Source organism: Rhodoplanes tepidamans (assembly GCF_030813915.1).
Classification (GTDB): domain Bacteria; phylum Pseudomonadota; class Alphaproteobacteria; order Rhizobiales; family Xanthobacteraceae; genus Rhodoplanes; species Rhodoplanes tepidamans.
This window is the reverse complement of the sequence record NZ_JAUSUJ010000005.1, coordinates 1-12,840: the sequence shown is the minus strand read 5'-3', so window position 1 is coordinate 12,840 and position 12,840 is coordinate 1. Positions and strand designations below refer to the sequence as shown.

Here is a 12,840-nt window from a genome sequence, read left to right as displayed (position 1 = left end):
TCATGACCATCGTCGCGCGTGCCGGCGCCGTGCTGGCGCGGCTCTGCGGGATCCCGGTGCTGCTCGGGGCGGCGCTGCTCGCCGGTGCCGCCGGTCCGGCCGTCGCGCAGGCGTCCGACCCCGGATCACCCGCCCGGCCGCTGGCCCGGCCCCTGAAGGTCGTCACCACCTTCACGGTGATCGCCGACATCGCCCGCAACGTCGCCGGCGACCGCGCCGTGGTGGAGTCGATCACCAAGCCGGGCGCCGAGATCCACGACTACCAGCCGACCCCGCAGGACATCGTGCGGGCCCAGGGCGCCGACCTCGTCCTGTGGAACGGCCTCAACCTGGAGCGCTGGTTCGAGCGGTTCTTCGAGACGCTGCGCGAGGTGCCGAGCGTCGTGGTCACCGAAGGCATCGCGCCGATGGGCATCGGCGAGGGGCCCTACACGGGCAAGCCCAACCCGCACGCCTGGATGTCGCCGACCAACGCCCTCGTCTATGTCGAGAACATCCGCAAGGCGCTGGCGGCGCGCGATCCGGCGAACGCCGAAGCCTATGGCCGCAACGCCGCCGCCTATGCCGAGACGATCAGGGCGCTCGACGCGCCGCTGCGGGCGCGGCTCGCGGCGATCCCCGAGCCGCAGCGCTGGCTGGTGACCAGCGAAGGGGCGTTCTCCTACCTGGCGCGCGACTACGGCCTGCGCGAAGCCTATCTGTGGCCGATCAACGCCGACGAGCAGGGCACGCCGCGGCAGGTCCGCAAGGTCATCGACCTCGTCCGCAAGAACAGGATTCCGGTGGTCTTCTCGGAGAGCACCATCTCGGACCGGCCGGCCCGGCAGGTCGCCCGCGAGTCCGGGGCGCGCTACGGCGGCGTGCTCTATGTCGACTCGCTCAGCGCCGAGGGTGGGCCGGTGCCGACCTATCTGGATCTCCTGAAGGTCACGGTCGAGACCATCGCCACGGGGTTCGGGACGTGAACGCGCCGGTGCCGGCCGATCGCCTCGCCGCCGCGGCCTCGACCGCCGCGGCCTCGACCGCCGCGGCCTCGACCGCCGCGGCCTCGACCGCCGGGGTGCCGCCCGCCGCCGCGGCGCCGCGCGGCGACGGCATCCTGGTCGACCGCCTCTCGGTCACCTATCCGAACGGCATGACGGCGGTGCGCGACGCCTCCTTCGCGCTCGACCCCGGCACCATCTGCGCCCTGGTCGGCGTCAACGGCTCGGGCAAGTCGACCGTGTTCAAGGCGATCATGGGCTTCGTGCGGCCCTCCGCCGGCACGGTGCGGCTCACCGGCCTGCCGGTCCCGCAGGCGCTGAAGCGCAACATCGTCGCCTATGTGCCGCAGAGCGAGGAGGTCGACTGGAACTTCCCCGTGCTGGTCGAGGACGTGGTCATGATGGGCCGCTACGGCCACATGAACCTGCTGCGCGTCGCCTCGCGCGACGACCGGCGCAAGGTCGACGCGGCGCTGGAGCGGGTCGGCATGACGGCGTTCCGCAGGCGCCAGATCGGCGAGCTCTCGGGCGGGCAGAAGAAGCGCGTCTTCCTCGCCCGCGCCCTCGCCCAGGAGGGCCGCATCATCCTGCTCGACGAGCCGTTCACCGGCGTCGACGTGACCACCGAGGCGGCGATCGTCGCGCTGCTGCGCGACCTGCGCGACGCCGGCCACGTGATGCTGGTGTCGACCCACAATCTCGGCAGCGTGCCGGACTTCTGCGACCAGGTGGTGCTGCTCGACCGCACCGTGCTGGCCGCCGGCCCGACCGCGGCCGTGTTCACCCGGGCCAATCTCGAGCGCACCTTCGGCGGCGTGCTGCGCAACTTCAGCCTCGGCGGCGCCGCCCTGCACGCCGACGCCGATGCCGACCGCCGCAGCCTCACCGTGCTGACCGACGACGAGCGGCCGCTGGTCCTCTACGGCGACGACGCCGGCCGCGACGCCGACGGGCCCGACGCGGCCGACGCGGCCGGGCGCGACGACGAGAGGCGGCGCTGACATGGACACGCTGGTCGCCGAGCTGCTCATCCCCTTCGGCTACGACTACATGCGCAAGGCCATGTGGGTCAGCGCCCTGGTCGGCGGCACCTGCGCGTTCCTGTCGGCCTATCTGATGCTCAAGGGCTGGTCGCTGATGGGCGACGCGCTCGGCCACGCCATCGTGCCGGGCGTCGCCGTCGCGGCGATCGCCGGGGCGCCGTTCGCGGCCGGCGCCTTCGCGGCCGGCCTGCTCGCCTCGCTCGCCATGCACGTGGTGCGGCAGAAGTCGCGGCTGCGCGAGGACGCCGTGATCGGACTCGTCTTCACCACGCTGTTCGCGCTCGGCCTGCTGATCGCCTCGCTGCGGCCGACCGCGGTCAGCATCCAGACCATCGTGCTCGGCAACATCCTCGCCATCGCCGACGAGGACGTCGTGCAGGTCGCGGTCATCGCCGCCGTGTCGCTCGCCGTGATGGCGGTGGTGTGGAAGGACATGATGGTGACGTTCTTCGACGAGGCGCACGCCCGCAGCATCGGCATCCGGGTCGGCGCCCTGAAGGTGGTGTTCTTCACCCTGCTCAGCGCCTGCACGGTGGCGGCCCTGCAGGCGGTCGGCGCCTGCCTGGTCATCGCCATGGTGGTGACGCCCGGCGCCACCGCCTATCTGCTCGCCGACCGCTTCGGCCGGCTCGTCGCCATCGCGGTCGCGCTCGGCACGACCACCAGCGCGGTGGGGGCGTATCTCAGCTACTTCCTCGACGGCGCCACCGGCGGCGTCATCGTCACGCTGCAGACCGTGCTGTTCGGCCTCGCCTTCGTGTTCGCGCCGAAGCACGGCGTGCTGGCCGCCCGCCGGCGCCGCGCCGCGACCCTGGAGGCGACGCCGTGACCGCCGTCCTCGACTGGATCACCGGGCCGCTCGCCTATCCGTTCATGCAGCGCGGACTCGCGGTGTCGGTCATGGTCGCCGCCGTCTGCGCGGTGCTGTCCTGCTACCTGGTGCTCAAGGGCTGGTCGCTGATGGGCGACGCCGTCTCGCACGCGGTGCTGCCCGGCATCGTGCTGGCCCACGTGCTCGCCCTGCCGCTCGCGGTCGGCGCCTTCGCGGCCGGGCTCTCCTGCGCGCTGCTCACCGGCTTCGTGAAGGAGAACAGCCGGGTCAAGGAGGACACCGTGATGGGCATCGTGTTCTCCGGCATGTTCGGCTTCGGCCTCGTGCTGTTCACCTGGGTCGAGACCGACCAGCACCTCAACCACATCCTGTTCGGCGACGTGCTCGGCGTGTCGGCCCGCGACGTGATCGAGACCGCCGTGGTGGCCGGCGGCACGCTCGCGATCGTGCTGGCGTTCCGCCGCGACCTCCTCCTCTACTGCTTCGATCCCGCGCACGCCCGCACCATCGGCCTGCCGGTGCGCCTGCTGCACTACGGCCTGCTGGTGCTGCTCGCGCTCACCATCGTCGCCTCGCTCAAGGCGGTCGGCATCATCCTGGTGATCGCCATGCTGATCGGCCCCGGTGCCACCGCCTATCTGCTCACCGACCGGTTCGGCCGCATGCTGGCGATCGCGACCGCGACCGCGACGCTCTCGGCCGCCGCCGGGACGCTGGCGAGCTTCCACATCGACGGCGCCCCCGGCGCCTGCATCGTGCTGACCCAGGCGACGCTGTTCGGCCTCGCCTTCCTGTTCGCGCCCCGCCACGGCGTGCTGGCGCGGCGGCGGGTGTCGGCCGGGACCGCGTGAGGGTTGTGCGCCGGCGGAATCCGGCGAGCGTGACGGTTCGGCAACAGTGCGGCGAAGTGCCTGCGCAGGAGCGACAAACACGAGTTTCGAACCGTTCTAACCTATTGAATTAGTTGTCAAACTAACTTGACGCGAACGACTCGCAACCACACGGTGCGGCCATTGCGGCCGCGGGGGTGGCCAAAGGGGGATTGTCATGTCACGCACGCGTCGTGCGGCCTCGCGCCGCATCCGTTCCGTTCTCGCGAGACGCCGCGCGGCGGCCGGCCGTTGCACGGCCGGGGTTCTCGGCCCTGCGCTGATGCTCGCCCTCGGCGGGCTCGGCGGTCCGGCGCTCGCGGCCGAGCGGCCGCAGCCGCAGTGGCTCGCCGCCTATGCCTCCGCCACCGAGGCGGCGGCGGCCGCGAAGGCCGGCGCGCATGATCACGGCGGCGACGATCACGTCGACACCGAGCACATCTTCGGCTTCACGATGGGATCCGACATCGGCGAGAAGGGCGAGGTCGAGCTCGAGATGGAGACGACCGGCGGGTTCGGCAAGCGCCACGGGACCTACTGGACGATCTCGACGCTGAGCCTGGTCAAGTACACGGTCACCGACAGCTTCCGCGTCGCCCCGGGCGTGATCTTCGGCGGCAGCAAGGTGAAGAACGTCCCGGGCTTCGACGACCGCCAGCAGGCGTCGGTCGAAGGCGCCGTGTTCGAGATGCGTTACAAGGTGCTCGACCGCGCCGTGGCGCCGTTCGGCCTCACCCTGCACGTCCAGCCCGGCTGGAACCGGGTCGACGAGGCGACGGGCCTCCGGGTCGAGTCCTACGGCAGCGAGTTCGCCGCCCTGTTCGACAAGGAGATCCTGCCGAACCGGCTGTGGGCCGCCGTGAACCTCTGGTACGGCACCGGCGCCTCGCGCGACATCGCCACCAGCGAATGGTCGCACGACTCCGACGTGGCGATCTACGGGGCCGTGGCGACACGCGTCGCGCCCAACCTGATCCTCGGCGGCGAGCTGCGCTATCTGCGCGCCTACGAGGGCATGGGGCTCGACCGGCTCAAGGGCGAGGCGCTCTATCTCGGTCCGACCTTCTCGTGGCACATCGCCAGGAACGCCGGCCTGTCCGGCACGGTCGGCTTCCAGGTCGCCGGCAAGGCGGTGGGCGATGCCGCCTCGCTCGATCTCGAGAACTTCGAGCGCATGCAGGCGATGCTGCGCTTCAACCTGCTGTTCTGATCGACCGGGCCGGCCGGCATGGCGGTCGCCACGGGCGCCTGACGCCCAAAAGCCACAGCGTCCCGCGAAAAGAGCCCCGCCGCGCGCCGCGCTCTTGCGCCGCGCGACCAGGCGCGCGCATCCGTCATCGTCCTGTCATGTGCCCGCCCGGATAACCGCCGCGGGGGGCGAGGCGGTGGTGCGGATGCGGCTGTGGGAGTCGATCGCGGGGCGTCTCGGGTGCCGGCGGCCCGCCGCCCGGCAGGGCGCCGCCGCGGGGCTGGTCCTGATCACGACGGCCGCCGTCGCGACCGCTGCCGCCGCGACCGCTGCCGCCGCACAGGAGGGGCCGACCCCGGGCGGCTGGACCGCGCCGTCGATCGCGACCAGCCTGCCGGCGAACGGCGACCCGACCGGCGCGCGGGCCTGGCTCGCCGCCCGCGGCCTCACCTTCAACCTGATCTACACCAACGACCTGCTGTCCAACATCAAGGGCGGCCTGCGCACCGGCACGGTCGACCAGGGCAAGCTCGAGCTGCAGGTCAGCTACGACTTCGAGCCGCTGACCGGCTGGAAGGGCCTGACCTTCTACACCGACGCCTATCAGATCCACGACACCGGCCGTTTCCGCCGCGACTATGTCGGCGGGGTGAACACCATCGCGGCCATCGAGGCGATGCCGACGACGCGGCTCGCCGAGCTGTGGCTGCAGCAGTCGTTCCTCGGCGAGACGGCGAGCCTGCGGGTCGGCCAGCTCGCCGCCGACGTCGAGTTCTTCTACTCGTCGCTCAGCTTCATGTTCCTGCAGAGCGACTGGCCGACCATCACGGCCCTGAACCAGCCGAGCGGCGGCCCGGCCTATCCGCTCGCCACCCCCGGCATCCGGCTGAAGGTGGATCCGCACGAGGATCTCTCGGTACTGGTCGCGGTGTTCAACGGCGATCCGGCCGGTCCCCCGCCGCCGGCCGACGAGCAGATCCGCAACCGCTACGGCGTCAACTTCCGGGTCCAGGATCCGCCGCTGATCATCGGCGAGGCACAGCTGCGCCGGAACCACGGCCGGGACGACGCCGGCCTCGCCGCCGGCCTCAAGCTCGGGGTCTGGTCGCACATGGGCGAGTTCGACGACTGGCGTCTCGCCGCGGACGGCACCCTGCTGGCGGATCCGAACGGCTCCGGAATCGCGCTGCGGCACCGCGGGAACTGGGGCGTCTACGCGGTGGTCGAGCAGCAGCTCTACAGGCCGAAGGGCGGCACCTGGGACAGCGGCGTCTCGCTGTTCGGCCGCGTCTCGGCGAGCCCGTCCGACCGCAATCCGGTCGATTTCTACGTCGACGGCGGCATCGTGTTCGCCGGCCTGGTGCCGGGCCGCCCCGACGACAAGTTCGGTGCGAGCGCCATCTACACCCGCTTCTCCGACGCGCTGCGCGCCTACGACCGCGACGCGATCGCGCTCGGTGGAGGGACCGGCGTGGTGCGCGACTTCGAGGCCAATCTCGAGCTCAACTATACGGCCCAGATCGTGCCGGGCTGGCTCGTGCAGCCGGTGCTGACGCGGGTGTGGCATGCGGCGGGCGATCCCCGCCGCAACGCGCTCGTCACCGGCCTACGCTCGATGTGGCAGTTCTGATCACGTCGTTCGGGGGCGCCGCGGAGCCGTATCCGCCGGCCTGTTCCGACGCCCGTTCCTTCGGTGTCGTGATCTGAATATCTGTTCAGGCTGCCGTCGCGCGCGTCGCGAAATGCGATGGTGCTGCGCGAAGACCGCGTGGCGGATGTCGTGATTCGGCATCGCAGGCGTGCAGAACGGCGCCGCTTCAGCTTCTGTAAGGTTGCTGTAAGCGGCCGGTGCCAGATTGCGGTCGACCGGCGCCCCGGCACTTCCGCGTTCCCCAGCACGGACACACCGATGAAACCGATCCTCGCCAGAGTCCGGCATCGACGCGCCGTCGCCGTGCCGCACGACGCGTGAACCCGAGCCGATCGGAGGAGCAGCCATGGCGGGACGCATGAGCTGGCGCTGGCGCATCGTCGCCGTGATCGTTCTGCTCGCGGTCGCGGCCGGCGCCGGCGCGACCTGGACGCTGGCCGGGCGCAGCGGCAGGCAGGCCGCCACGAGCGCGACCACGGCGCACGCCAAGCCGCAGCGCACCGGCTTCTACACGCCGAAGGACGCCGAATGGACCGCGGTCGCGGTCCAGCCCGTGGCCGAGCACGCCTTCCGGTCGGAGCACGTCACCGAAGGCAAGATCCAGATCGACGAGGACCACGCGACGCCGGTGTTCTCCCCCTATGCCGGCCGGGTCACCCGCATCCTCGCCAGGGCGGGCGACGCCATCGTCCAGGGCCAGACGCTGTTCGTCGTCGAGGCGAACGACATGGTCCAGGCGCAGACCGATTTCGTCGCCGCCGTCACGGGCCTCGCCAAGGCGCGCGCCGCGGCCGACTTCGCCCGCATCACCGACACGCGCAACCGCGACCTGTTCGCGGCCAGGGCGGTGCCGCTCAAGGAGCTGCAGCAGGCGCAGGCGGCGCTCGCGGCGGCGCTGAGCGACCTGCGCTCGGCCGAGACCGCCGTCGACGTCGCACGCGACCGGCTGCGCCGCCTCGGCGCCGCCGAGGAGACGGTGGCGAACCTCGCGGCCGGCGGCCGCATCGATCCCGACATGCCGATCCCGGCGCCGCTGTCGGGCACCGTGGTTCAGCGCAAGGTCGGGACCGGCCAGTACGTCAACGCCGCCGCCGGCGAGCCGGTGCTGGTCGTCGCCGATCTCTCCAAGGTGCGGCTCGTCGCCTTCGTGCGCGAGACCGACGCCGCCCTCGTGCGGGTGGGCCAGCCGATCGCCTTCACGGTGCAGGCGTGGCCGGACCGCGTGTTCCACGGCGCGGTCGACTACGTCGCCTCCGAGATCGACGCCGGCAGTCGCCGCCTGATGGTGCGCGCCACCGTCGACAACGCCGACGGCCTGCTCAAGCCGGAGATGCTGGCGAGCGTCACCATCGCCACCAACGGCACCGTGATGGCCGCCGGCGTGCCGCGCGAGGCGCTGATCGTCGAGGGCAACGTCGCCAAGGTATGGGTGGTGCGCGACGACAAGGGGCTCGAGCTGCGGCGCGTCGGCACCGGCATGGTCGACCAGCGCATCGTCGAGATCGTCGACGGGCTCGCGCCCGGCGAGCGCATCGTCGCCGGCGGCAGCCTGCTGATCGACCGCATCGCGAGCGGACGCTGAGGACCGGCGATGCGTCGCTTCACCCGGACGATCCGCGCGGCCGGCGCCGCCGGACGGCACGCCGCGGCGACGTGCGCGGCGGCCGCCCTCGCCGTCGTTCTCGCGTCGGCCGGCGCCGTCGCCTTCGTGCCGAGCAAGAGCGGCGACCGGGTGAGGGTGACGCCCGACCAGGAGCACCAGATCGTCGTCGAGCGCGTCGAGACGCGCGACTTCCGGGTCCGCAAGCTGGCGATCGGCAAGGTCGGCTACGACCAGGACGCCACCACGGTCGTGTCCTCGCCGTTCTCGGGGCGCGTTGTCAGGCTGATCGCCCGGCTCGGCGAGCGCGTCGCGCCGGGTGCGCCGCTGGCCGAGCTCGACAGCGTCGAGGTGCTGCCGCCCCAGAACGATCACGTCGCCGCGGTCGGCACGCTGGCCAAGGCGCGCACGCAGCTCGATCTCGCCCGCGTCGCCGAGACGCGGGCCCGGGGCCTCTACGAGCAGAAGGCCGGCGCGCTGAAGGACTGGCAGCAGGCGCAGGCCGCCCTGGTCGCCGCCGAGAACGACGCCAGGGCGGCCGAGACGGCGCTCGAAGCGACGCGCCAGCGGCTGCGCATCATCGGCCGCGACGACGACCAGATCGCCGAGCTGGAGGCGCGCGGGATCACCAGCCGCAGCGTGGTGATCCGCGCCCCGATCGCCGGCACCGTGACGGCCCGCAAGGTGGCGGTCGGCCAGCACGTGCGCGGCGAGCTCTCCGAGCCGCTCTACGCCATCTCCGACCTCTCGACCATGTGGCTCGAGGCGCAGGTGCCGGAGGCCGATCTCGCCGCCGTGCGGGTCGGCGACACGATCGAGGTCAAGGTCTCGGCCCTGCCGGGCCGGACGTTCAGGGCGCGCGTCGCGGTGATCGGCTCGCTGTCCGACGCGGTGACGCATCGCGTCGTGGTGCGGGCCGTGCTGCCGAACCCGGACGGCGCCCTCAAGGCCGAGATGTTCGCGGCGGTGACGATCGAGACGTCCGAGGGCCGCGCCGCGCCGGCCGTGCCGGTCCGCTCGGTGATCCGCGAGGGCAGCCGCGACGTGGTCTGGGTGGAGACCGAGCCGATGGTCTTCCAGCGCCGCGACGTGACGCTCGGCATGGAGCAGGACGGCCGCTTCGAGATCCGCGCCGGCCTCGGCGCCGGCGACCGGGTGGTCACGATCGGGGCCATCTTCATCGAGAACGAGTGGCAGCAGTAGGCGAGAGCGGCGTCGGTGGGGGCTCATCTGCACGACGACATCGCTCGTCCCCGCGACGGCGGGGACCCAGGGGCGACACGGCCGGGGACTCCGGGGCCCCGCCTGCACGGACATGAGCGGAATGCGGGGCGGCCCCCGTCCTCACGGCACTGAACGGATTCGGCGGTTCCATGTTGCGGCAACTCATCGCGTTCTGTCTCTCCCGGCGCCCGCTGGTGATGATCGCCTATCTGGCGTTCCTGGCCATCGGCTGGGTCGCCTTCACGACGCTCAACATCGAGGCCTATCCGGACCCCGCGCCGCCCATCATCGAGGTCATCGCGCAGCGCTCCGGCCAGTCGCCCGAGGAGATGGAGCGTTACGTCACCATCCCGATCGAGGTGGCGGTGGCGAGCACGCCCGGGCTCAAGTTCATCCGCTCCAACACGGTCTACGGCCTGAGCTTCATCCGCCTGCAGTTCGAGTACGGCCGCGACTACCACTTCGTCCGCCAGGAGGCGCTCAACCGGCTCAAGGACGCCGAGCTGCCGGAGGGCGTCCAGCCGGTGATCTCGCCGGCCGGCACCATCAGCGAGATCTTCCGCTACGAGCTGGTCGGTCCGCCCGGCATGGGCGTGATGGAGCTGAAGACCCTGCAGGACTGGGTGGTGGAGCGGCAGCTGCGCATCGTGCCGGGCGTCTCGGACGTGCTGGTGCTGGGCGGCAAGACCAAGGAGATCCAGGCCGAGATCGACATGGTGCGGATGATGGCACACGGCATCACCATGCCGCAGATCATCCAGGCCATCTCGGCCGGCAACTCGAACGTCGGCGGCCGCACCATCGAGATGGGCGAGCAGCAGGTGAACGTCCGCGGCATCGGCGTCGCCGGCTCGCTCGACGACATCAAGAACATCGTGCTGTCGCAGCAGGGCGGCGCGCCGGTGATGCTGTCCGACGTCGCCAACGTGCAGATCGGCCACGCGCCCCGCCTGGGCATGGCCGGCCGCGACGACAAGACCGACGTCGTCACCGGCATCGTCCTGATGCAGAAGTTCGAGCGCACCATGGACGTGGTGAAGCGGGTGCGCGCGGCGGTGGAGCGGATCAACAGCGACGGCAGCCTGCCGCCCGGGGTGAGGATCGTGCCGTTCTACGACCGCGGCGACCTGGTCGCCGTCACGGTCGACACCGTGCTGCACAACATGCTGTTCGGAATCGCGCTGATCTTCCTGATCCAGTGGGTGTTCCTCGGCAACCTGCGCTGCGCCCTGATCGTCGCCGGCACCATCCCGGTGGCGCTGTTCCTGGCCGTCATCATCACGGTGCTGCGCGGCGAGTCGGCCAACCTCCTGTCGGTCGGCGCCATCGATCTCGGCATCATCATCGACGCCACCGTGATCATGCTGGAGAACATCTACCGGCACCTCTCCCATCCCGTGCCCGTCGTCCCGGGCTCCGGCCGCGCCGAGCGGCTCGGCGACAAGCTGCACCGCGTGCTGGTCGCCGCCGTCGAGGTCGACAAGGCGATTCTGTTCTCGGTGGTGATCACCATCGCGGCCTTCATCCCGCTCTTCACCATGCGGGGCGTCGAGGGCCAGATCTTCGGCCCGATGGCGCGCACCTACGCCTACGCGCTGATCGGCGCCGTGATCGCCACCTTCACGGTGACGCCGGTGCTCTCCTCGATCCTGCTGCCCGAGCGGGTCGAGGAGGTCGAGACCTTCCTGGTGCGCGGCCTGCGCACCGTCTACATGGCGGTCCTGCCGCGCGCCGTGCGGCACTACCGGATCGCGGTCGCCGTCGCGGTCGCCTTCCTGGCGCTGTGCAGCGTCGCCGGCATGCGGCTCGGCACCGAGTTCCTGCCCAAGCTCGAGGAGGGCAATCTCTGGGTCCGCGCCATGATGCCGCCGACCATCACGCTGGAGGCCGGCATCGAGACGGTGGCGCGCATCCGCGACGTCATCCACAGCTACGAGCCGGTGCGCACCGTGTTCTCCGAGCAGGGGCGCGGCGACGACGGCACCGATCCGGACGGCTCGTTCCTGGCCGAGTTCTTCGTGCCGCTGAAGCCGTTCGACCAGTGGCCGGCCGGCATGACCAAGGAGGATCTGGTCCGCGCCCTCTCCGAACGGCTCAACCGCGAGTTCGTCGGCATCGACTTCAACTTCTCTCAGTACATCCAGGACAACATCGAGGAGGCGGTGTCGGGCGTGAAGGGCGAGAACTCGATCAAGATCTTCGGTCGCGACCTCGTCGAGCTGGAGCGTCTCTCCAAGGCCGTCAAGGCGGAGATCGGCAAGGTGCCGGGCGTCACCGATCCGGCCGTGTTCAGCCTGCTCGGCCAGCCCAACCTGATCATCCGCATCGACCGCGCCAAGGCGGCCCGCTACGGCTTCTCGATCGCCGACATCAACGCCGTCGTGCAGGCGGCGATCGGCGGTCAGCAGGCGGCGCGCGTCTACGAGGGCGAGATGAACTTCGCCCTCACGGTGCGGCTCGCGCCCGAGTATCGCCGCAACGTCGACGCCATCCGCTCGATCCCGGTGGCGCTGCCCAATGCCGACCCCAAGGCGCCGACCTCCTACGTGGCGCTCGGCGAGCTCGGCGAGGTCAAGCTGGTCACCGGCGCGGCCTACATCTACCGCGAGAACAGCCAGCGCTTCGTGCCGCTCAAATATTCGGTGCGCGGCCGCGATCTCGGCTCGACGGTCGCCGAGGCGCAGGTGCGCATCGCCGAGACGGTGCCGATGCCGCCCGGCTACCGGATGGAGTGGTCGGGCGAGTTCGGCGCCCTGCAGGAGGCCAAGGCGCGGCTCGCGCTGATCATCCCGCTCAGCCTGCTGATGATCCTGATGCTGCTCTACAGCCTGTTCGCCAGCGTGCGCGACAGCCTGCTGGCGCTGTCCGGCATCCCGTTCGCGGTCGCCGGCGGCATCATCGGGCTCTACGTCGCCGGGCTGAACGCCTCGGTGTCGGCGGCGGTCGGCTTCATCTCGCTGTTCGGCGTCTCGGCCATGGACGGCATCCTGCTGGTCTCCTACATCCGCCGCGCCCTGGAGCAGGGGGAGGGCACCGAGCGCGCCATCGTCGGTGCCGCCGAGACGCGCATGCGACAGATCTTCATGACCGGCTTCTCGGCCTGCATCGGCCTCGTCCCGGCGGCGGTGTCGACCGGCATCGGCGCCCAGGTGCAGCAGCCGCTCGCCGCCGTCATCGTCGGCGGCATGCTGTTCTCGCCGATCTGCAGCCTCCTGGTGATCCCCAGCCTCGCCCGCCTGGTGATGCCCGAGGTGACCCCGCGCGCGGCCGCACCGGCCGCGGCGGCCGCAGCCGGTGCCGCCACGCCGGCGCATTGAGGGCCAATCCCGTCGTTCCGGGGCGCGGCGCCGCGGGGCGCCCCCGGACCCACCCCCCGCGCGTCATGACCGCCCGGGGGGGGCCGGCCGGCCACGCGGCGCGGGCCAGGAGGGTGTGGCACAGCGGCACGG

The 12,840-nt window shown here is 71.5% G+C and carries 9 protein-coding genes; all 9 read left to right on the top strand.

What is annotated here, in order from left to right; translation table 11 throughout:
* Window positions 1–56: 56 nt before the first annotated feature.
* The 9 genes from J2S22_RS07545 to J2S22_RS07505 all read left to right on the top strand — a co-directional run bounded on the left by J2S22_RS07545 (window position 57) and on the right by J2S22_RS07505 (window position 12,708).
* A complete protein-coding gene (locus tag J2S22_RS07545) occupies window positions 57–965 on the top strand; it encodes a metal ABC transporter substrate-binding protein (protein WP_370878187.1) in 909 nt (302 codons plus the stop codon).
* A gap of 95 nt (window positions 966–1,060) precedes the next feature.
* Window positions 1,061–1,984, top strand: a complete 924-nt coding sequence (locus J2S22_RS07540) for a manganese/iron ABC transporter ATP-binding protein (RefSeq protein ID WP_272776684.1) — start codon at window positions 1,061–1,063, stop codon at window positions 1,982–1,984.
* 10 nt (window positions 1,985–1,994) lie between these two features.
* The gene (locus J2S22_RS07535; protein ID WP_272776685.1) at window positions 1,995–2,855 is read left to right on the top strand and encodes a metal ABC transporter permease; all 861 of its coding nucleotides are present in this window, start codon (window positions 1,995–1,997) and stop codon (window positions 2,853–2,855) included.
* Window positions 2,852–3,709 carry a metal ABC transporter permease gene (locus tag J2S22_RS07530; RefSeq protein WP_272776676.1) on the top strand — a complete coding sequence of 286 codons (858 nt, stop codon included), beginning with the start codon at window positions 2,852–2,854 and terminating at the stop codon, window positions 3,707–3,709. Before J2S22_RS07535 ends, J2S22_RS07530 begins: the two co-directional genes overlap by 4 nt.
* Window positions 3,710–4,010: 301 nt before the next feature.
* Window positions 4,011–4,937, top strand: coding sequence for a DUF6662 family protein (locus J2S22_RS07525; protein ID WP_272776677.1), 927 nt, complete (start codon window positions 4,011–4,013; stop codon window positions 4,935–4,937).
* Between the two features lie 184 nt (window positions 4,938–5,121).
* A complete protein-coding gene (locus J2S22_RS07520) occupies window positions 5,122–6,546 on the top strand; it encodes a carbohydrate porin (RefSeq protein WP_272776686.1) in 1,425 nt (474 codons plus the stop codon).
* Window positions 6,547–6,913: 367 nt separating this feature from the next.
* Entirely contained in the window at window positions 6,914–8,149 is a 1,236-nt protein-coding gene (locus J2S22_RS07515; protein WP_272776678.1) for an efflux RND transporter periplasmic adaptor subunit, read from the top strand.
* 9 nt (window positions 8,150–8,158) lie between these two features.
* Window positions 8,159–9,370, top strand: a complete 1,212-nt coding sequence (locus J2S22_RS07510) for an efflux RND transporter periplasmic adaptor subunit (RefSeq protein ID WP_272776679.1) — start codon at window positions 8,159–8,161, stop codon at window positions 9,368–9,370.
* Between the two features lie 170 nt (window positions 9,371–9,540).
* On the top strand, window positions 9,541–12,708 hold the full coding sequence (locus J2S22_RS07505) for an efflux RND transporter permease subunit (RefSeq protein ID WP_272776680.1): 3,168 nt from the start codon (window positions 9,541–9,543) through the stop codon (window positions 12,706–12,708).
* Window positions 12,709–12,840: the final 132 nt, after the last annotated feature.